Origin of the sequence: Longimicrobium sp. (assembly GCA_036389795.1) — a bacterium.
Classification (GTDB): Bacteria; Gemmatimonadota; Gemmatimonadetes; order Longimicrobiales; family Longimicrobiaceae; genus Longimicrobium.
In genome coordinates this window covers 1-19,573 of record DASVWD010000129.1, presented here as the reverse complement: position 1 = coordinate 19,573, position 19,573 = coordinate 1, and the positions used below count along the sequence as shown (strand labels likewise).

Genomic DNA, 19,573 nt, shown 5'->3' with positions numbered 1-19,573 from the left:
AGATGCAGTTCGTCACCTCGGAGTTGTCGGGGCTCTTTGCGGCGTTCGCACCTCTATTCACCCAGCCGACCTTTCAGCACGCGCTGCGCTTGCTGGAAGGCGCGATCCTGACCGTCGGCCGCAGGACGGTCGCGAGCGTACTCCGCTCCGTAGGCCTGCAGGATACCCCTCGGTTCCAGAACTACCATCGCGTGCTGTCGCGCGCTCGGTGGAGCTGTCGGCAGGCTGGCAAGATCCTGCTCCTTCGCCTCCTGAACGCTTTCGTCCCCGAGGGGCCGTTGGTCTTCGGGCTCGACGATACCATCGAGCGTCGCTGGGGGCCGAAGATCAAGGCGCGGGGCATCTACCGCGACCCGGTGCGCTCCAGCCGGAAGCACTTCGTCAAGACCAGTGGATTGCGCTGGGTCAGCCTGATGCTGCTGACGGAGATCCCCTGGGCACAGCGGATCTGGGCCCTTCCCGTCCTGACGGTGCTCGCGCCCTCGGAGCGCTTCTCGCAACAGGCCGGCCGGCGGCACAAGTCGATCGTGGACTGGGCCCGGCAGATGATCCTCCAGCTCCGTCGCTGGCTCCCCGACCGTGCGCTGATCGTCGTCATGGACTGCGCCTACGCCGGCCAGGTGCTCTTGGATCGGCTGATTCGCGCGGGAGTCACGGTCGTCGCGCAGATCCGCCTGGACAGCGCGCTCTACGCTCCCCCGCCGCCGCGCAAACCCGGCCAGCGAGGTCGCGCGCGCAAAATCGGCGAGCGGCTTCCCAAGCTCAGCGAGCGGCTCCTCGATCCCGCCACCTCCTGGCAGCGCACCCGAGTCTGCTTCTGGTACGGCGGCTCCGACGTGGAGGTGGAGTTCGCCACCGGCATCGCCATCTGGTACTACAGCGGCCACCCCGCCGTCCCGATCCGCTGGGTCCTGGTGCGTGACCCGCTGGGCAGGTTCGAGTCGCGCGCCTTCGCTTCGACTGACCTCGACATGGACCCGCTCACGATCCTGCGTCACTACGTCAGCCGCTGGTCGGTCGAGGTGACTTTCGAGGAGGCCCGCCGTCACTTGGGCGTCGAGTCGCAGCGCCAGTGGTCCGACCTCGCCATCGCCCGCACCACCCCGTGCCTGCTCGGGCTCTTCTCCCTCGTCACCTTGCTCGCCGACCGGCTGCACCAGAAGGGTCTTCTTCAGGTTCGGCAGGCGGCCTGGTACGAGAAGGCCCTCCCCACCTTCAGCGACGCTCTGGCCTCGGTGCGGCGTCATCTCTGGTCGTGTGCGAATATGTGGCACTCGCGATTCAGCGACGACTACGACCTAATTCCAGACCCGCTTTTCCAACGCCTTACTGATGCTTTGGCCTACGCCGCGTGAAAGGGCCAAAGTCGAGCTGAGGGCGCGTGCCCCGACCCTGCCCCCGGACGGGAGCTCGCGCGCCCGAAGGATCTGCGGACAGGGACCGCACGTCAGCCAGGCTCACGCTCGAGCGCCGCCCGCAGATCCTTCGTCGCCGCCCTGATATCCGTCACTCCGCTGGTTTCGTGCGGGCGGCTCCTCAGGATGACAGCGTTTTCTTCACCCGATTCTCGATGCCCTCACAGTCAAGGGCGCCAGGGCTCGGGCTCGACGCAGGGGGCGTCGCCCGCGAGCGCGGCGGGGCGCTCCTCCAGCACGTGGATGGCCTCGCGGTAGCCGTGCAGCGTGCCGACGTCGACGTACGCCTCGCCGGCGGCGACGCCGCGCGCCTCGCCGCCCCGCTCCAGCCAGGCGTTGACCAGGGTGCCGATGTACTCGTCGCGCCGCCCGCGCTCCTCCCACAGGGCGTGCAGCTCGGCGAGCGTCCGCGCGGGGAGCTTGAAGGCGCCCCAGATCCAGCTCGATGCCGCGCCGGGCTGCTTCACCTGGATCTCGCGCACCCGCCCCTCGCCGTCGGTCACCACGGCGTCGAAGAACTCGGGGCGGTCGACGGGGAAGAGGAGGAAGGTGAAGGCGCCGTCCGGGAGCGCGGCGAAGCCGTCCTCGGGGAACCAGAGGGTGTCGGGGAGGCCCACCAGCACGTCCTCGCCGGGCGCCAGGAACGGCAGGGCGCGGAAGATGGAGTCGCAGAGGCCGGCGGGCCTGGGCTGCACCACGTAGCAGAGGTGCGCGCCGCCCACTTCGCCGCCGTAGTAGCCCAGGATGTCGCTCTTCCCGGGCGAGATCACGAAGCAGACCTTGTCCGCCCCGCCGCGCACCATGCGCTCCACCAGGTACTCGCTGACGGCGCGCGGGCGCTCGACCCCGTCGTCGTCGCAGCGGCTCCCCACCGGGAGCAGCTCCTTGCTGAACGCGAGGGGCTGGATGCGCGTCCCCGCGCCCGCCGCCGGCACGATCCCCCACATCCTCACACCTCCATCGCCAGCTCGTTCTCCTCGGCCCCTTCCCCGCCCCACGCCGACTCCCCGCCGCCGCCGCCGATCGCCGACTCCAGCGCCTCCTCCAGCTCCACCGCCCGCCGCTCGGAGGTGTGCTCGGCCAGCGTCCGCTCGCGCGCGGCCCGGGCCACGCGCTCCAGCCGCTCGCGCGGGGCGGAGATCGCCGCGATCGCCTCTTCCGTCGTCCCGGCGACCAGGACCTCTTCGCCGGGGGTGAAGAAGGTCTCCAGCCCCTCCCAGGCATCGGTGAGGATCGGCACGCCGCAGGCGGACGCCTCGAAGAGCCGCCCGGAGGGGCAGAAGCCCATCTCCGCCATCGCGCGGCGCGTGACGTTCAGCGTCAGGGCCGACGAGCAGAGGAACGCCGGGTGCTCGGCCGGCGGCAGGTGGCGGCGGAAGCAGAGATTGGGCGTCCAGGGGAAGTCGTCGGGGTACTGCGCGCCCGCCATCAGGAAGAGGCGCCCGGGCATGCGCCGCGCGGGCTCCACGAAGAGCGCCTCCAGCGCGGCCTGCCGGTCGGCGGCGTAGGTGCCCAGGTAGCTCAGGTCGGCACGGCGCGGCTCCAGCGGCGCCGCGGGGCGGTGCACCTCGGGGTCGACGTGCCCGTAGAGCGGCGCCACGCGGCGGGCGCCGAGCCGGGTCCGGAGCTCGTCGAGCGCGCGCCCGCCGGTGTAGCTCAGCACCAGGTCGAAGCCGCCCAGCCCGTCGGGCGGGAGGTAGGCGACGGGCCTGCCCGTGCGCAGCGAGTCGAGGGTGACGGGCGTGTCGAGGTCGTAGAAGACGCGCGCCTGCGCCTGCGACTCCAGCACCAGGGCGCAGGCGGCGGGGCCGTCGTGGCAGTACGAGGTGACCATGGCCACGTCGGCGTCGGCCAGGTGGCGGCGCGCGTGGGGGAGGACCTGCTCCCAGTTCGGGTACAGCACCAGCTCGCCGCCGGGGATCTCCCACAGGTCGCGCGCCCCGGCGTAGTACGGCACGTCGCGCTCGAAGAAGACGACCGTGTGGCCGCGGCGGACCAGCGCGCGGGTGAGGCCCCGCCAGAGGGTGGCGTGGCCGTTCCCCCACGAGGAGCTGATGGTGAGGCCGAAGACGACGAGCTTCATGCGGCCGGAACCGGCTTCCGGCCGGCGCGCGGGGTCGGGAGAAGGGGTCGCGTCATGGGTCGGGAGACGGGTGGACGGCCGGTGTTCAGCGCGTCCACTATGGATGCAGAAGCCGCGCCAGCACAGCATCTTCTACGTTGATGCTGCTGCGTTCTGCGACCGGGTGCACGTGACGCCGGAGCGCGTGCACGTGGCCGGGGCGGCGCGCGTGCGCCGGTCGGTCGCCGTGCGCGTCTAGCCGAGTCGGTAGACCACCTCGTCCACCTCCTCGCCACGCGCGTTGGCGAACCCCCTGTCCTCGCCGCAGGCGACGAAGCCGCACTTCTCCAGCACCCGGATGGAGGCGGCGTTGTCCTTCACCACGCGCGCGTAGAGCGGGCGCTTCCCGTACCGCTCCAGGAAGCGCGAGAGGCCCCGGGTCGCGATCCCCTTTCCCCAGTGCTCCTCCCCGATCCAGTACGTCACCTCGGGCTCGCCGTCGCGCTCGAAGCCCCCGATCATCCCCACGACCTGCCCGTCGAGGAGCACCGTCATGGGGAGGGTGGTGTCGCTGGCGATGATCTTCTTCCAGCGCGCGAGGTAGGCCTCGCGGTCCTCCGAGTCCTTCGGCGTGAAGGCCGCCATGTGGCGAGCGGCGGGCTGGAGCTGGTATTCGAAGAGTACCGGGAGATCGTCCTCCGTCATCTCCCGCAGGACGAGCGCGTCGCTCACGTCACACCCATACCTGAAAGCCGTTGCGGGGCTTCGCCGGCGCCGCCGGCAGGGAGCCGGGCGCAATCTACACTCCGGCCCCCCGCCGGCGCACCCCGCGGACTGTCGCAGCCGCCCGCGCCGGTCCGGCGCCTGCGTTCGGTGGCGGCAACAACGGCGAAAAGCCCGCCGGCGCGGGCTCCTTCGGCGCGGGGCGGGCTTCGCCGCGAGTGGCGGGCGTTGGGCCGCGGAAGGCCGGCTCAGGCGGCGTCCGAAGCCTCGTCGTTTCCGCGGAGCCGCATCAGCTCGCGCAGGGCGAGGGCGAACCAGGGGGTGAAGGCGTCGGGGGACGACTCCGCCTCGGCGAGGGCGGCGGCGGGAGAGATCCAGCGCCACTCGGAGGCTTCGGCGGGGTCGGGCGCGGGATCGGCGTCGTGGCGGCCGATGAAGACGTGGTCGTACTCGTGCTCCAGCAGCCCGCCGCCGACCTCGGCGCGGTAGACGAAGCCGCCGAGCCGCGTGAGCTCGCAGTCGATGCCCATCTCCTCGCGCAGGCGGCGGCGCGCGGCCGCGGCGACGGGCTCGCCGGGGCGCGGGTGGCCGCAGCAGGTGTTCGTCCATCGCCCGGGCGAGTGGTACTTCCCCGCGGCGCGGCGCTGCAGCAGCAGTTCGCCCCGCGAGCTCAGGACGAAGACGCTGAACGCGCGGTGCAGCACGCCCGTCCTGTGCGCCTCCAGCTTCTCCGCCAGCCCCACCTCGCGGTCCTGCTCGTCGACCAGCACCACCGTCTCCCGCGCGTCGTCCATCACGAGCACAGTTCCTTTCGAATGAGCGTGCCGCCTGGCATCGTGCCGAGACTTGACCGGGCGAATGAATTCGCTGCAACAACCACACGAAGTCCGCCTTCGCGGACTACCGGCTTTCGCGCATCCGCGGGGCCGGTGCGCGCATCCGGCTGCCCGGAACGTCGTGCTTCGCCGGGTTTCGGGCGACCAGCCGGCCCTTCCACCGCGCCGTGCCCCGCGCGTGCCCGAGCGCCGACTCCAGCGCGATCCCGACCGCCAGCAGCGCGCCGGCCGGGTGCAGCAGCGCCGCCGCCCAGCCGTGGCGGAAGAGCAGCGCGCCGGCGACGCGGACCGCGGCCAGCAGGGCCAGCGAGGCGAGGGCGAGCGGCGTCCCCCGCGGAGCGGCGAGGGATACACCGCCGCGAGGGAAAAGACGCCGATCCCCGCCGCGAAGGCAAGCGGACGTCCCCCCAGCAGTGCGTAGAGGTTCTTCCCGAAGCCGGCGCGCACCTGGCGCAGGCCGGCGTACATGCGCACGGCGAGGTCTGCCGCGGCGACGGCGGCCACTAGGTGGAAGCCGCTCCGCTTCACCAATCTCCCGAGCGCGACGTCTTCCAGCACGTCGGCGCGGACGGCGGCGTGGCCGCCGGTGCGCTCGTACGTCTCGCGGGTGAAGGCCAGCCACTGCCCGTTCGCCATCGACAGCGAGGGCGCGGCGGTGCGCGGCACCAGCGGCAGCGGGAGCGTCGCCAGCACGGGGAGCTGCGCGACGAGGGGACCACGGCGCGCTCGCCCCAGCTCCCGAGGCGGTGGCGCGGGATCGCGGTGGCTGCGCCCGCGCCGTACCTCTCCAGCAGCGCCACCGTCCGCCGCACCGCGTCCCGCCCCGCCGCGACGTCCGCGTCGCAGAAGAGGAGCACGCCGCCCTGGGCGTGGCGGGCGAGCTGGTCGCACGCCCAGCTCTTCCCCAGCCAGCCCTCCGGGAGCGGCTCCCCGCGCACCAGCCGCAGCCGCTCCGGCGCCCCGCGCGCGAACCGCTCGACGACGGCCGCGGTGCCGTCTTCCGAGCCGTCGATCCTGGTGTGGGCGGCGCCGGTGCTCGCGATCCTCTACCTCTGGGTCGTCGACGCCGTCGCCATCCGGCTCGGCGTCTAGCGCATCTCCGGGGAGCTGAGCACGGGTGTCGAGGTCGCGGGGCTGCCGGTGGAGGAGATGGTCTTCTTTCTGGTCACCAACTTCCTGGTGGTGCAGGGCCTGATCGCCCTCCTCCACCCGCCCGGCGAGGCGGCGGCGCGCGCTCCGGGCCGCGCGGCGCCCGGAGGCGGCCCGGCAACAAGGAGGCTTCCTGGCAGCGCGTGATGGAAATCGAACGGAGGCGGGGAGCCGTCGCGGCTCCCCGCCTCCTTGCCCGCGGACCCGGGAGCGGGTCGACAGCCACAGCGGTCCGGTCCCGGTCCAGCCTACCGGATGCGCAGTGGCCCGACGTACGTGGTGCCGTGCTCGATGGCGTAGCTGAACCAGTACTCCCCGTTGGAGTAGGGGAGCGTCCAGAAGTTGGCGTACACGTGATAGTAGCCGGGCGCCAAGTCCCACGTGCTGAACGCCTCGTCTTCGTGGTGGACCACGCAGTTGTCGTGGGAGTGGTGGGTCAGGTGCGTCTTCACCAGCTGGCCGGCCGCGTTGTAGACGTGGAAGTTGATCTTGGTGCTCTTGGGCACCACGCCGGTCATGTACAGGATGGTCCCCCGCACCACGTCGTTGCTGAATCCCCAGCGCGCGTGCGGCTTCTGCTTGCACGTATACGATTCGCCCGTCTTTCCGGAGTACTCCACCGGCACGATGACCCCCCCGATCGGCGGGGGCGGGTTGAACGGCTCGGTGGTGGTGCCGCCGGTGCCGCCACCGCCGTAATCGCCACCGCCACCGCCGTAATCGCCGCCGCCGCCTTCGTCGATCATGGGCTCCGCCATCAGCGCGCGCGGGGTAGTGTCGCCGCTGTCCGTCGGGGCGACGGCGTCGCCGCACGCGGCCGCGAGCACGGCCAGGGCGACTGCGGCCAGGCCGAACCGGATGGAACGAATCTGCATGGAGACCTTCCAGGAGAGGGGGCGTCCGATATAAAATCGGACAGGAAATGAGGTCGCCCGTACAATACGACAAATGTTTCGTGAGCTCAACCCGCTTCCCCCCGAACCGCTTTGCTGCTATACTTCGGCTTCCCTGCGCCGCCTCCTTTCCCCGGGCGGAAACACGTGAATACCTGGTCCGTCCCTGTTTCCGCTTCGATAAAGACTAAAATCGCACGCGCGATCCCGGCGGTGCGGAGGCGCCGGTGGTCCCTGGGCGTGGATCGGGAGGGGAGCGGGGCCCCTACCCCGGCAGCTCGCAGGTGAGGCGGGCGAGGGTGCCGGGCTTGTTCTTCCTGCCGCCCTCGCTGGTGAGGTAGACCGTGCCGTCCGCGCCGAAGCCCACGCCCTCGCCCTGCGCCTCGTTCAGCCCGCGCAGGTCGATGCGCAGCGGCTGGGCGGCGGTCCCGGCCACGAACTCCCGGGCCGGGTAGATCGAGATCGTCTCCAGCGTGCGCAGCGCCACCCACCGCCCGTCCGCCGACGCGCTCGCGCCGGTGATCCGCTCCCGGCGCTTCATCTGGCTGTCCTGGAGGTCCCGCACCTTCTCCAGCCGCGCGGTGGCGCCGGGCCGCAGCGGCTGCGGGAAGCGGTAGAGCGCGATGGGACCGGTCTCGCCCTTGGTGACCACGTACACGCCCCCGTCGGGGAGAACGAAGAGCGCCTCGGCGTCGTGCGCGCCGTCGGGATACGTGGCGTGGAGCGCCTCCGCGCGGGCCGTCTGGGGGTCCGCCGGCGCGGGCTCGGCCACGCGGTACACGGTGATGCGCTGCCGCTCGGCCTTGTTGTCGCCGATGTCGGCCACGTACAGGCAGCTCCCCGCCGGGCACGGGCCCGCCGCCACGTCCTCCCAGTCCTCCACCGACGCGCCGTCGACCCGCACCCGGCCGCGCGCGGACCCGTCCGTCCCCACCGCCAGGAGGAGCGGGTCGCCGGAGTCGTTGTGCGTCCACAGCACGCCCGCGGTGCGCCGCCCGGCCGCCACCCCGCTCGCCTCGGCCGCGTCGGCGGGGAGCGGCACGGGCGCGGCGGCCACGCGGCACACGCCGGAAGCTTGCGCCGCCGCGACGGGGGGCGGGGGCGCGGGGGCATCCTTCGCGCCGGCGTCCTTCGCCTCGCCGTCCAGCCGCGCCGCCGCCGCGCTCTCGGGCCCGCGGCCGTGGAAGAGGTACTGCACCAGGGCCGCCGCCCCCCCGAGCACCACGAGGATGGCGCCCATCAGGAAGGCGGAGCGAAGCAGCGGGAGATGACCGGGCACGGGATTCCTCCGGATCGGGAGATGGCGCGGCGGACGGCTGTGCAGCCGCCGTGCCGCAGTCTGCGGCGGCCTACGGCAGCAGCGGGCTCGGACCGTGGTTGATCGGGATGCGGTGGGGACCGTTGCGGGCGGTGAGCCGCCCGTGCTGGCTCTCGATGTACAGCATCAGGGTGGGCTCGCCCTCCTGGGCCGCGGAGGGCGCCAGGATCGCGCGGTGCCCCAGCCGGAACGCGTTCCAGGCGACCCGGCGGCACGCCGCGAGGTCGGCGCGCCCGTCGCCGGTCAGCTGCTCCAGGGTGACTCCGAAGGCGGCGCGGACGCGCGGGCGGGTGAGGTCGAGCACGGGCTCGACCCGGACGTCGATCGACACCAGGTCGCGCGGCGCCAGCACCCCCGGCGCCACGTCGAAGGCGTTGGCCAGGAAGTGCTTGCGGTACTCCGCGAGAGCGCCTGCCGGGGTGAGGGCGGTGTAGAGGCACGTGAGACGGGGCCGCTGGGTGTTCCAACGGCCCCGTGCGAGCTGCATCCATTGCAGGTGGAGGGGCTCGGCGCCTTTCGGCACGTGGCGCCAGACCCTCCGGGAGATCTTCACGTGAAGGCCCCGGCCTGGAAGGTGGCCAGGATCTCCAGCACGCGGCCCACGCGGCCGGCGCGGATGTACGAGATCGGGGTGCGGCCCCTGAGCGCCGGCACCGAGCTGCGCAGCCAGGTGCTGGCGGCCTCCTCGTCGCGGAACACCTCGCGCAGCAGGTGCCGCAGCTCGCGGAGGTCCTCCATCCGCTTGCGGTGCCGTGGCGACGCCAGGCTCTGGCGCGCCTTCCAGCGCAGCACGGTGCGCTCGTGGGCCTGCAGCGCGGCGCCGATCTCGCGATAGTTGAGCCCGAGCTCGTCGTGAGCCCAGTCGATCGTCTCCTCGGTGGCCCGCATCTCCATCAGCGCGACGCTCATCGTCCCTCCTCGCAATAGTTCATCTTCCAGTCTACCGCACCACCGATGCCACGTCAACCGTCATGCCGGATGCCATGATGTAAGTGATCATGAATAGCAATCTTATGATGTGTTATCCTCACAACGTTATCCCGATGACCCGGAAGGAGCCGGGCACCGGCTGCGATCCGGCCGGAGAACGATTCACCGACCCCTTTGCCGAGGCCGCTCCGGCGTGCTCCTTGCGGCCCGGCTCCTCCCGTCGACGGAACCACAGCAGGAGGGAACGATGGCCGAACAGGAACGGAACGGGCAGCCGCGGGAAGACCAGGACACCGAGCGGTACTCCAGCACCGAGACCCGCGACGGTCGCGAGGGCTTCACCGGCGGCGAGGACCTGTCGGGGCGCGAGGACTTCGCCGGGCGGCCGAACGTGACCGAGGAGCGCCAGCTGCACGCGCTCGACCCCGAGGACGACGAGCAGCAGGCGCGCGACCCGGCGCCCTGAGACCGCCTCGCGCGGACGAAGCCCCGCCCGGCGGCCGCCCGGCGGGGCTTCGCCGCCGGGAGCGGGCGATCCCGCGCATCCGCCGGCTGTCCCCTGTCCCCTGCAGTTCCGCGCCTTCCGCTACCGCGGTTTTCGCTTTACCTTACGGCTCCTTCCCGGCCCGTCCCACCGCCGCTTCATCCACGCACTCCCATGAACACGAGCATCCCCCTCAGCGCCCGCCTGCGCTACCGCTTCGACAACCTGATGGCGAGGGGCCCCGTCGCGTTGATCGCGTGGCTCTTCCTGCTCTCGACCCTGCTGATCGCGGCGGTCTCGCTGGTGGTGGTCGCCACCGGGATGGACGCCAACCTGGGCGACGAGCACCGCGGGTTCCTCAACGTGGCCTGGGCGGGGCTCATGCGCACCCTCGACGCCGGCACCATGGGGGGCGACGAGGGGAGCTGGCCGTTCCTGCTGGCCATGCTCTTCGTGACGCTGGGCGGGATCTTCGTGGTCAGCATCCTGATCGGCGTGCTGACCACCGGGATCGAGGCCAAGCTCGACGAGCTGCGCAAGGGGCGCTCGTTCGTGGCCGAGCACGGCCACACGGTGATCCTGGGGTGGTCGACGCAGATCTTCACCGTGGTGTCGGAGCTGGTGCTGGCCAACGAGAACCAGCGGCGCGCCTGCGTGGCCGTGCTGTCCGAGAAGGACACGGTGGAGATGCTGGACGAGCTGCAGGCCCGCATCCCCAACACCCGCACCACGCGCGTGGTCTGCCGCACGGGAACGCCGATCGACCCGGCCGACCTGGCGATCGTGAACCCGCAGGGGGCGCGCTCCATCATCATCCTGGCGCCCGAGACCGACGACCCCGACGCCTACGTGATCAAGGCGATCCTGGCGCTCACCAACAACCCCGACCGCCGCCCCGAGCCGTACCACATCGTGGCCGTGATCCGCGACCGCAAGAACTTCGAGGTGGCGCGGATGGTGGGCAGGGACGAGGTGGAGCTGGTACTGGCCGAGGAGTTGATCGCGCGGGTGACGGCGCAGACCTGCCGCCAGTCGGGGCTCTCCGTGGCCTACACCGAGCTGCTGGACTACGGGGGCGACGAGATCTACTTCAAGGAAGAGCCCGCGCTGGCCGGGAAGACCTTCGCCGAGGCGCTGGTGGCGTACGAGGACTCGGCGGTGATCGGGGTGCGCTTCGCCGACGGGCGCATCCAGCTCAACCCGCCGATGGAGACGCGCCTGGAGAGGGGCGACAAGGTGATCGCGGTCTCGGCCGACGACGACACCATCCGGCTCTCGGGGAAGACGGACGTGCGCGTGGACGAGGCGGCGATCCGCTCCCCCCAGCCGCGGACGGCGGCGCCCGAGCGCACGCTGGTCCTGGGGTGGAACGAGCGCGCGGGCGACATCATCGGCGAGCTGGACAGCTACGTGGGGCCGGGCTCCACCGTGCTGGTGGTGGCCGACCGCGAGGCGGTCCCCGGGGCGCCGCCGAGCTCGCACGTGCTGGGCGAGCGGGAGTTCAGGAACCTGGCGGTCTACTTCCGCCGCGGCGACACCACCGACCGCCGCACGCTGGACGGACTGGGGGTGGAGCAGTACGACCACATCATCGTGCTGGCCTCGACGAGCCCCAACGGCAACGGCCACCCGGCGGCGATCGACCCGCAGCAGGCCGACGCGCGCACGCTGATCACGCTGCTGCACCTGCGCGACATCGCCGACCGCGCCGGCAAGGACCTCTCCATCGTCAGCGAGATGCTGGACGTGCGCAACCGCGAGCTGGCGCAGGTGACGCGCGCGGACGACTTCATCGTGAGCGACCGGCTGATCAGCCTGATGCTCTCGCAGATCTCCGAGAACAAGGAGCTGGCGGCAGTCTTCCAGGACCTGTTCGACCCCGAGGGCGCGGAGATCTACCTGAAGCCGGTGACGGACTACGTGGAGCCGAAGCGGGAGGTCGACTTCTACACGGTGATCGAGTCGGCGCGGCGGCAGGGGCAGGTGGCGATGGGGTACCGCGTCGAGGCCGAGTGCTTCGACCCGGCGAAGTCGTACGGCGTCCACCTCAACCCCAGGAAGTCGCTGCCCGTCACCTTCGCCCCCGAGGACCGCATCATCGTGCTGGCGGAGGACTGAACGACGAGTGCGAAGTGCTGAGTGCGGAAGTGTTTTAGTCCTTAGTCCTTAGTCCTTAGTCCTTAGTCCTTAGTCCTTAGTCCTTAGTGCTGTGTTTCGAGCACTTGGCACTTGGCACTAAAGGACTAAAGCACTAAAGGACTAACACACTACGACCAGAAGCGGCCCCACACCCGAACCCGGCCATGTACATCCCGCCCAGCTTCCGCGAAGACGACCCGGCGGTGCTCCACGAGCTGATGCGCCGCCACAGCTTCGCCACGCTGGTCACGGTGGTGGACGGGGCGCCGTACGCCACCCATCTGCCCTTCCTGCTCGACGCCGGGCGCGGCGAGCACGGGACGCTGGTGGCCCACATGGCGCGCGCCAACCCGCAGTGGCGGAGCTTCGACGGACAGGCGGAGGCGCTCGCCATCTTCCTGGGGCCGCACACCTACGTCTCCCCGGCGTGGTACGCGGCCCCGGAGATCGTTCCCACCTGGAACTACGCCGCCGTCCACGTCTACGGCGTGCCGCGGATCATCGACGACCCGGCGGTGCTGCGGGACTGGATCGAGCGCCTGGTGCGCTTCCACGAGGGCGACGGCGCCGGGCTGCGCGACGGGGACCGGCCCGGACGCGAGATCGACTCGCTGCTCAAAGCGATCGTCGGCTTCGAGATCCCGATCCGCCGCATCGAAGGCAAGCTCAAGTTCAACCAGAACCGCTCGCGCGCGGACCAGGCGGGCGTGGTCGCCGCCCTGGAGGGGGAGACGGACCCGCAGCTCCGGGGCGTGGTGGAGATCATGCGGGGGAACCTGGGACCGGGCGCCCCGGAGCGCGGCTGAGCGGCGCGGCTTTTCGACTTACGGAGGGGAGACCGATCGGCATGAGCGATACGACCGCGGCAGCGTTCCTGGAGCTGGTCGCCGGCCGCCGCGGCCACTTCCGGCTCGAGTCGGGCCACCACGGGCGGCTCTGGCTCGACCTCGACGCGCTCTTCGCGGAGCCGCGCCGCATCGCCCCCTTCGCCGCCACGCTGGCGGACGCGATCCGCCCGCACGACGTGTCGGCGGTCTGCGGGCCGCTGCTGGGGGGCGCCTTCCTCGCCCAGCTCGTGGCGCACGCGCTCGGCGTGGAGTTCTGGTTCACCGAGCGGGTGATGCCCGCCGAAACCGGCGGCCTCTACCGGGCGCGCTACCTGCTCCCGCCGGCGTTCGCCCCGCGCGTGCAGGGCCGGCGCGTGGCGATGGTCGACGACGTCATGAGCGCCGGCTCGGCGCTGCGGGGGACCTTCGCCGAGCTGCGGGCCCACGGCGCCACGCCCGTCGTCGCGGGCGTGCTCCTCGTCCTCGGCTCCACCGGCGCCGGCTACTTCGCCGGGGAAGGCGTGTCGGTCGAAGCGGCCGGCCGCCACGAGTACGACCTGTGGCCGCCCGCCGCCTGCCCGCTCTGCGCCGCGGGCGTGCCGCTCGAGGACGTCGCGGCGCCGGCCGGCGGACGAGACGCCGCCGCCGGGCCGATGCCGGCTGGCGAGCGCGAGGACCGCTCACGGGAATAGGCTTCCCCACCACTCCGGCACCCGCCACGCCTGGAAGGGGCGGGCGTAGCCTTCGGCGGCGAAGAGCCGCTCCGCTTCGCGGAGGAGCGCGCCCTGGGCGGCCGGCTCCGCCGTCCCCAGCACCTCCAGCAGCAGCCCCAGCAGCTCCCCGCCCGCAAGCCGCAGCTTGTGCAGCGGCTCGTGCTCCAGCTCCCACGCCAGGTACTTGTAGTAGGGCACCAGGCGCCGGTCGTGCACCGCGAAGAGCGCCTGCAGCAGCGGCCGGACCGATTCCGCGGCCTCCAGCCGCTGGCCGGCCGCGTCCCGGTCCCGGCGGCACCGGAGCGACCGGTTGACCTGGTTGAGATACCAGTCCAGCGACAGCTCGACGTAGGGCCCCAGCTCCGCCTCGGGGACGCGGCCCTTCTCCCGCGCCAGGCGGCCCAGCTCGCCGCCGGTCCGGTCCACCTCGATCCGCGCGTGCGCCCAGTTGTAGCGGTCCCAGGCGGTCGGGCTTCCCCAGGCGGCGTGCTCGCGGAAGCCCGCGAGCGTCATGACGCGCAGGTCCACACCCGCGGGCAGTCCCGCGAAGCGCCGCTCGTACTCGGCCCGACGGCCGTCCCGCACAAAAAGGACGCAGTCATAGTCGGAACGCTCGCTCGCGAGCCCCCTGGCCCGCGACCCCGTGAGCGCGAAGCCGAGCACGTCCGGCTCCTCGGCGGCGACGCGGCGCAGCTGCTCGAAGGCTTGCTCCACGGGGTTCATCTCTGCGGGCGTGAGGGGTGGCCTGGCGGTTCCTGCTCGAGCGCGGTGCGAGAGGCAAGAGCAGTGCGACAGGCGAGCCGCTACGGACCTGCGCGCGGGTCGTGCGCATGCAGCCTCCTCGGCCACACAAAGCTTGCATGTGATCTGGTGTTATACTATGGTAGACCACCGGAAACGCTCGTGTACGAACCTCCTGGCCGCGCCGCCGCCGTCGGATCCTCCCCGCGAGGCGAGTGCCCGGACCGCAACGAGCGCTCGCTCCACTCTCGAAACGGCTCGCCGGGATACAGGATGGATGGTGAGTGGAACGACAGCCAGCCGATCTACCGCCAGCTTCGGGACCGCGTCGTCGCCATGATCCTCGACGGCGTGCTCGAGGAGGGCGATCCGCTGCCGTCCGTGCGCAGCGTCGCGACCGAGCACCGGGTCAACCACCTCACGGTTCTCAAGGGCTATCAACAGCTGGTCGACGAGCAGCTCGTGGAGACGAAGCGGGGCCGCGGGATGTTCGTCAGGCCGGGCGCGCGCCGGCTGCTGCTGGAGGGCGAGCGCCAGAGGTTCCTCGCGGAACAGTGGCCGAGGATCCACGCCACCATCCAGCGGCTCGGCCTGACGCCGGAAGAGCTGCTGGACGCCGCCATGAGCCGCCGCCCGGCGCCCGCCGCCGACGACGAGGAGCGCTGAAGCGATGGCATGCATCGAAGCTCGCGGCCTGCGCAAGGCCTTCGGCGGGACCGTCGCCCTGGACGGCGTGGACCTGCGCGTCGAGGAAGGCCGCATCCTCGGGCTCGTCGGGCCCAACGGGGCGGGCAAGACCACCCTGCTCAACGCGATCCTCGGCCTCATCCCCCATCACGGAGAGCTGAGCGTGCTCGGGCGCGACCCGTGGACCGAGCGCGACCGGCTCATGCGCGACGTCTCCTTCATCTCCGACGTCGCCGTGCTGCCGCGCTGGCTGCGGGTCTCGCAGGCGCTCGACTACGTCGCCGGCGTGCATCCGCGCTTCGACCGCGCGAAGGCGGAGGGGTTTCTCGCGAAGACCGACATCGACCGCACGGGCAGGGTCGGGGACCTGTCGAAGGGGATGGTGGTCCAGCTGCACCTGGCCCTGGTCATGGCCATCGACGCCAGGCTGCTGGTGCTCGACGAGCCGACGCTCGGCCTCGACCTCCTCTACCGCAAGCAGTTCTACGACTCGCTGCTGGACGACTACTTCGACCGCGGCCGCACCATCGTGGTGACGACGCACCAGGTGGAAGAGATCCAGCACGTGCTCACCGACCTTGTGTTCATGGACCGCGGCCGCATCGTGCTCGCCTGCAGCATGGACGAATTCGAGTCGCGCTACCTGGAGGTGATGGTCCGTCCCGGGCACGCCGACCAGGCGCGGGCGCTCGGGCCGATCCACGAGCGGGAGATGTTCGGCCGCACCGTCCTGCTGTTCGACGGCGCGGACCGCCGCCAGCTCGCCGCGCTGGGCGACGTGCGCACGCCCAGCATCGCCGACGCGTTCGTCGCGGTGGTGGGCGGCCAGGCCGGCCAGGCACGAGGAGCGGCGCGATGAAAGCCGCACCGGACGCCGTGCTCGAGCCGGCGGTCGGCTCGCCGCCGGTCGCGCCCGCGGCCCTGGCGCCGACCCGGCCCCTGTACTGGTCGCTGCGGCGCGAGCTGTGGGAGAACCGCTCGATCTACCTGGGGCCGCTGGGCGTCGGCGCCTTCCTGGTCGTCGGGCTCGTGGTCCATGCGGTCACGATGCCGTCGCACGTGCCCGGCCTGCTGGGGAACGACCCGGCGAGCCCGGGGTCGGCCGCCCTCACGTACAGCTTCGCGGGGTTCCTGATGCTCGCGACGGCGTTCGTCGTCGCGGTGTTCTACTGCCTGGAAGCGCTGAACAGCGAGCGCCGCGACCGCAGCATCCTGTTCTGGAAGTCGCTGCCGGTGTCGGATCTCACGACCGTGCTGTCGAAGGCGAGCATTCCGCTGGCGGTCGTGCCGGCGATCACCTTCGCGGTCATCGTCGCGATGCATCTCGTCCTGCTGCTGCTGAGCGCCGCCGTGGTGCTGGTGCAGGGCCAGAGCGTCGCCGCGCTGTGGAGAGAGCTGCAGCTGTTGCGGATCTGGGCGACGCTGCTGTACGCGCTGGCGGCGGTCGCGCTCTGGCACGCGCCGATCTACGGCTTCCTGCTGCTGGTGTCGGGCTGGGCGAGGCGCACGGCGGCGCTGTGGGCGGTGCTGCCGCTGCTCGCGCTCGGCGTGCTGGAGAAGCTCACGATGGACACCACGCGGGTCGCCTCGCTGGTGAGATACCGGCTGCTCGGCTGGCACGAGGAGGCGTTCGTCGGCCATCCGCGCGGCGGCATGCCGTTCGACTCGCTGCCGTCGCCCACTCCCGGCAGGTTCCTGGGCTCGCCGGAGCTCTGGATCGGGCTGGCGTTGGCCGCGGTGTTCATCGCCGCCGCGGTGCGCCTGCGCCGGTACCGGGAGCCGATCTGAGGCTCAGGCACGCTGCGGCCGGCGCCCCGCGTCGGGTACACCGATAGACGATCCCCCCGAAGTCCTGGCGGACGGAGGAACAGAAGAATTTCTCCTCTATTCCTCTGCCCGCCGCCGAGCCCGGTCCCCGGGCGATCCCCCGCCCTGCCGCACCTCCCCCGGACTCTTTCACACAGGAACAGCCGCAGCGCCACGCCGGCCGGGCACTTCGCCACGAGCCGACGTCGGGCTGACGAGCAGCCGTTCGCACCTCTCCCGACCCCAGAACTGCACCCCGGGTGACAGCTGAAACAAAATTCTTGTGCGTGATGTAGTGCTATACTAGAGTATATCACCAGATCACGTGATGTACTCTTCCGGGGTCGGTGCAGGCGCGCGTCCTTTGTCCGAAGCCCACCGCGTCTGCTCCAGCCCGCGACTCGAATCCCTTTACGACCCAACCACTGGAGAGGAGAAGCATCCATGCGTCGAGCATATCTGCGAATCGCCGCGGTCGCGGCCCTGGCCGTCGCGCGGCCGGCGTACGCCGACACGGTGTGCGACTGGTGGGAGCTCGCCAACCGGCTGTACAACCCGCTGCAGGCTTCCGGGGCCCCGCGCACCCCCGACCAGGACCGCGCCGTCACCCGAGCCGCCCTCGCCATGTTCGAGGCGCTGAACGCGATCGACCGGCGCTACGAGAGCTACCTCGGCTTCCCCGCGGGCGACCCGTCCGCCTCGCAGGACGCCGCCACGGCGACCGCGGCGTACCGCGTCCTCCTCCACGCCTTCCCGGCCCAGAAGACCGCGCTCGACGAGAACTACGCCATCGCCATGGCCGCCATCCCCGACGAGCGCCGGCGCGAGGCGGGCCGGCTGATCGGCGAGCAGGCGGCGGCGGCGGCCATCGCGGCGGGCGGCATCGACCCCGCCATCCAGCAGGTGCCCTACCGCCCCCGCACCACGCCCGGCGAGTGGGTCGCCACGGGCCTGCCGCAGATCGAGCCGTACATGTCCGCCTTCCGCCCCTGGGCCATCCCGAGCGCCGAGGCGCTCCGGCCGCCGCCGCCGCCGGCGCTCACCAGCCCCACCTGGGCGCGCGACTACGACGAAGTGCGGCGGCTGGGCGGCCGGACCAGCACCGAGCGGACGCCGTACCAGACCCTGATGGCGCGCTATCGCCAGGCCTTCGACGTGACCCCGTCGCTGCGCCTGGCCGCCGAGGCGCCGGGGCGCACGCCGGTGCAGAATGCGCGCATGTTCGCCGTGTACCAGATGGCGTTCGACGACGCCGCCCTGGCGATGGTCGCGGCCAAGTTCCACTACAACTTCTGGCGGCCGATCACCGCCATCCGCAACGGCGCCAACGACGGCAACGACGCGACCGCGCCCGATCCCGCCTGGGTGCCGCTGCTCGGCACGCCCAACTTCCCGGAATATCCGTGCGGCCACTGCACCGTCGCCGCCGCGATCGCGGAGGTGATGACGGCCGAGGTCGGGCCGCGCCCGGCGGCGGGCGTCCGGGTCGGCGCCCAGGCCGTCCCGGTCTCCGCGACGCAGGTGCTGCCCAGCTGGGACGAGTGGGCGCGGCAGGTGTCCGACTCGCGCATCTACGGTGGCGTCCACTACCGCTTCTCCAACGAGGCGGGCGAGGAGATCGGCCGCCGCGCCGCCCGCGCGGTGCTGGAAAAGGTGATGCGGCCGCTGCCGGCGCGGAGGAACGCGCGGCGCTGAGGCGAGTCGCAGACCGCCCGGCACCCGTCACCGCGAAACACCCCATCGGGAGGACGTCCGTGCGAACGATGCTGCTGGTACATATCCTCGGGGGTGGGCTGGCGCTCGTCGCGGGCTACGTCGCGCTCTTCTCGGCGAAGGGGGCGCGGGTGCATCGCAAGAGCGGGCTGCTCTTCGTCTGCGCGATGGTCGCGATGGGGATCAGCGCAACGGTGATGGCGGCCGTGCGGGGGGTGGAGGGCTCGGTGCTCGGGGGGTTGCTGGCGGCCTACCTGGTGATCACCGCGCTGACCACCGTCCGCCCATCCACCGCGGCGTCGCGCCGGCTGGACTCCGGCCTCATGCTGCTCGCGATGGGAGTCGGCGTGGGCCTCGTCCTCATAGGGTTCCAGGCGCTCGCGAGTCGCGGCGGCACGAGGGACGGGGTCCCGGCCGCCCCGATCTTCATGAACGGCGCGGTCGCACTGCTGGCGGGCGTCTCGGATCTCAGGGTGATCCGGTCGCACGGCCTCCAGGGGACGGCTCGGCTCGCACGGCACCTGTGGCGCATGTGCTTCGCGCTGTTCATCGCGGCGGGGTCGTTCTTCCTGGGCCAGGCGGACGAGCTGCCGGAGCCGCTCCGCATCCCTGCCCTTCTCGCGCTTCCCGTGCTGGCGGTGCTCGTGGCCATGCCGTACTGGCTGTGGCGCGTCCGCGTCAGACGGCCCGATCGGGGCAGCGTGGGCGCCAGCGCAGCTGAGCCAGCTCGACGGACGTACCGTACGGGCGCATCGGTGCCGGTTGGCTGACCGACAGTTCCACGAAAGTCGGTGACGAGGTCCGGGAGGCTCTGGACACCCACTCACGAAATCCGGAAAACACCAGGCCCCCGAAGTGCGTCAGCACCTCGGGGGCCTGGTTTTCAGCGGAGTGGGCTTGGGAGGAGTCGAACCTCCGACCTCACGCTTATCAGGCGTGCGCTCTAACCACCTGAGCTACAAGCCCTTGGAAACCAGTGTGGGAGATGTCCGTGGGTCGACCTGTGAGCTGCTTTCTGCTCCGAAGAGCCTACTCGCCTTGCTCCAGAAAGGAGGTGATCCAGCCGCAGGTTCCCCTACGGCTACCTTGTTACGACTTCGCCCCAGTCACCGAGCTCGCCTTCGGCGGCTCCCTCCC

At 71.6% G+C, this 19,573-nt stretch carries 23 protein-coding genes, 1 tRNA gene and 1 rRNA gene; 14 read left to right on the top strand and 11 right to left on the bottom strand.

The window, feature by feature from the left end:
• Window positions 1-1,355, top strand: a 1,355-nt coding sequence (locus tag VF746_17490; GenBank protein ID HEX8694218.1) for a transposase, incomplete at its 5' end; no start/stop codon positions are given.
• A 227-nt stretch (window positions 1,356-1,582) separates the two neighbouring features.
• Here VF746_17490 and VF746_17485 read toward each other — a convergent pair.
• Both VF746_17485 and VF746_17480 read right to left on the bottom strand, forming a co-directional pair.
• Window positions 1,583-2,362 (bottom strand): nucleotidyltransferase family protein, encoded by a 780-nt coding sequence (locus VF746_17485; protein ID HEX8694217.1) that lies wholly within the window; start codon window positions 2,360-2,362, stop codon window positions 1,583-1,585.
• A 2-nt stretch (window positions 2,363-2,364) separates the two neighbouring features.
• Window positions 2,365-3,498: a glycosyltransferase gene (locus VF746_17480; protein HEX8694216.1), complete on the bottom strand. Its 1,134-nt coding sequence runs from the start codon at window positions 3,496-3,498 to the stop codon at window positions 2,365-2,367.
• A 103-nt stretch (window positions 3,499-3,601) separates the two neighbouring features.
• Here VF746_17480 and VF746_17475 point away from each other — a divergent pair, with 103 nt between their 5' ends.
• On the top strand, window positions 3,602-3,736 hold the full coding sequence (locus VF746_17475; GenBank protein HEX8694215.1) for a hypothetical protein: 135 nt from the start codon (window positions 3,602-3,604) through the stop codon (window positions 3,734-3,736).
• Here the strand turns inward: VF746_17475 and VF746_17470 are convergent.
• Together VF746_17470 and idi are read right to left on the bottom strand one after the other, a co-directional pair.
• Window positions 3,733-4,209, bottom strand: a complete 477-nt coding sequence (locus tag VF746_17470) for a GNAT family N-acetyltransferase (GenBank protein HEX8694214.1) — start codon at window positions 4,207-4,209, stop codon at window positions 3,733-3,735. The genes VF746_17475 and VF746_17470 overlap by 4 nt on opposite strands.
• A gap of 239 nt (window positions 4,210-4,448) precedes the next feature.
• On the bottom strand, window positions 4,449-4,994 hold the full coding sequence (gene idi / locus VF746_17465) for an isopentenyl-diphosphate Delta-isomerase (GenBank protein HEX8694213.1): 546 nt from the start codon (window positions 4,992-4,994) through the stop codon (window positions 4,449-4,451).
• A 220-nt stretch (window positions 4,995-5,214) separates the two neighbouring features.
• Here idi and VF746_17460 point away from each other — a divergent pair, with 220 nt between their 5' ends.
• From VF746_17460 to VF746_17450, 3 genes are all read left to right on the top strand, one after another.
• Entirely contained in the window at window positions 5,215-5,457 is a 243-nt protein-coding gene (locus VF746_17460; protein ID HEX8694212.1) for a hypothetical protein, read from the top strand.
• A gap of 341 nt (window positions 5,458-5,798) precedes the next feature.
• The gene (locus VF746_17455) at window positions 5,799-6,128 is read left to right on the top strand and encodes a hypothetical protein (GenBank protein HEX8694211.1); all 330 of its coding nucleotides are present in this window, start codon (window positions 5,799-5,801) and stop codon (window positions 6,126-6,128) included.
• A gap of 57 nt (window positions 6,129-6,185) precedes the next feature.
• The gene (locus VF746_17450) at window positions 6,186-6,332 is read left to right on the top strand and encodes a hypothetical protein (GenBank protein HEX8694210.1); all 147 of its coding nucleotides are present in this window, start codon (window positions 6,186-6,188) and stop codon (window positions 6,330-6,332) included.
• Between the two features lie 101 nt (window positions 6,333-6,433).
• Here VF746_17450 and VF746_17445 read toward each other — a convergent pair whose 3' ends face one another.
• From VF746_17445 to VF746_17430, 4 genes are all read right to left on the bottom strand, one after another.
• The gene (locus VF746_17445) at window positions 6,434-7,060 is read right to left on the bottom strand and encodes a hypothetical protein (GenBank protein HEX8694209.1); all 627 of its coding nucleotides are present in this window, start codon (window positions 7,058-7,060) and stop codon (window positions 6,434-6,436) included.
• A 283-nt stretch (window positions 7,061-7,343) separates the two neighbouring features.
• Window positions 7,344-8,357 carry a hypothetical protein gene (locus VF746_17440; GenBank protein ID HEX8694208.1) on the bottom strand — a complete coding sequence of 338 codons (1,014 nt, stop codon included), beginning with the start codon at window positions 8,355-8,357 and terminating at the stop codon, window positions 7,344-7,346.
• 70 nt (window positions 8,358-8,427) lie between these two features.
• Window positions 8,428-8,919, bottom strand: a complete 492-nt coding sequence (locus tag VF746_17435) for an RES family NAD+ phosphorylase (protein HEX8694207.1) — start codon at window positions 8,917-8,919, stop codon at window positions 8,428-8,430.
• A gap of 26 nt (window positions 8,920-8,945) precedes the next feature.
• Window positions 8,946-9,305 carry an antitoxin Xre/MbcA/ParS toxin-binding domain-containing protein gene (locus tag VF746_17430; protein HEX8694206.1) on the bottom strand — a complete coding sequence of 120 codons (360 nt, stop codon included), beginning with the start codon at window positions 9,303-9,305 and terminating at the stop codon, window positions 8,946-8,948.
• 268 nt (window positions 9,306-9,573) lie between these two features.
• On the opposite strand from VF746_17430, the gene VF746_17425 reads away from it, so the two are divergent.
• The 4 genes from VF746_17425 (at window position 9,574) to VF746_17410 (ending at window position 13,468) form a co-directional block, all read left to right on the top strand.
• Window positions 9,574-9,792, top strand: coding sequence for a hypothetical protein (locus VF746_17425; protein ID HEX8694205.1), 219 nt, complete (start codon window positions 9,574-9,576; stop codon window positions 9,790-9,792).
• Between the two features lie 192 nt (window positions 9,793-9,984).
• Window positions 9,985-11,928, top strand: a complete 1,944-nt coding sequence (locus VF746_17420; GenBank protein HEX8694204.1) for a hypothetical protein — start codon at window positions 9,985-9,987, stop codon at window positions 11,926-11,928.
• Between the two features lie 185 nt (window positions 11,929-12,113).
• Complete coding sequence (locus VF746_17415) at window positions 12,114-12,755, top strand: FMN-binding negative transcriptional regulator (GenBank protein ID HEX8694203.1); 642 nt, start codon at window positions 12,114-12,116, stop codon at window positions 12,753-12,755.
• Window positions 12,756-12,796: 41 nt separating this feature from the next.
• A complete protein-coding gene (locus VF746_17410) occupies window positions 12,797-13,468 on the top strand; it encodes a hypothetical protein (protein HEX8694202.1) in 672 nt (223 codons plus the stop codon).
• On the opposite strand, the gene VF746_17405 is transcribed toward VF746_17410, so the two are convergent.
• Entirely contained in the window at window positions 13,457-14,203 is a 747-nt protein-coding gene (locus VF746_17405; GenBank protein ID HEX8694201.1) for a nucleotidyltransferase domain-containing protein, read from the bottom strand. The genes VF746_17410 and VF746_17405 overlap by 12 nt on opposite strands.
• 300 nt (window positions 14,204-14,503) lie before the next feature.
• Here VF746_17405 and VF746_17400 point away from each other — a divergent pair, with 300 nt between their 5' ends.
• From VF746_17400 to VF746_17380, 5 genes are all read left to right on the top strand, one after another.
• Complete coding sequence (locus VF746_17400; protein HEX8694200.1) at window positions 14,504-14,896, top strand: GntR family transcriptional regulator; 393 nt, start codon at window positions 14,504-14,506, stop codon at window positions 14,894-14,896.
• Window positions 14,897-14,900: 4 nt separating this feature from the next.
• Window positions 14,901-15,776, top strand: coding sequence for an ABC transporter ATP-binding protein (locus VF746_17395; protein HEX8694199.1), 876 nt, complete (start codon window positions 14,901-14,903; stop codon window positions 15,774-15,776).
• Window positions 15,773-16,705: a hypothetical protein gene (locus tag VF746_17390; protein HEX8694198.1), complete on the top strand. Its 933-nt coding sequence runs from the start codon at window positions 15,773-15,775 to the stop codon at window positions 16,703-16,705. The genes VF746_17395 and VF746_17390 overlap by 4 nt, the downstream gene beginning before the upstream one ends.
• Window positions 16,706-17,167: 462 nt before the next feature.
• Complete coding sequence (locus VF746_17385) at window positions 17,168-18,418, top strand: vanadium-dependent haloperoxidase (GenBank protein ID HEX8694197.1); 1,251 nt, start codon at window positions 17,168-17,170, stop codon at window positions 18,416-18,418.
• A gap of 59 nt (window positions 18,419-18,477) precedes the next feature.
• Window positions 18,478-19,206 (top strand): DUF2306 domain-containing protein, encoded by a 729-nt coding sequence (locus VF746_17380; GenBank protein HEX8694196.1) that lies wholly within the window; start codon window positions 18,478-18,480, stop codon window positions 19,204-19,206.
• A gap of 122 nt (window positions 19,207-19,328) precedes the next feature.
• On the opposite strand, the gene VF746_17375 is transcribed toward VF746_17380, so the two are convergent.
• Window positions 19,329-19,402: transfer RNA gene (locus VF746_17375), tRNA-Ile, on the bottom strand.
• An 81-nt stretch (window positions 19,403-19,483) separates the two neighbouring features.
• Window positions 19,484-19,573 (bottom strand): 16S ribosomal RNA (locus tag VF746_17370); the annotation flags it as partial.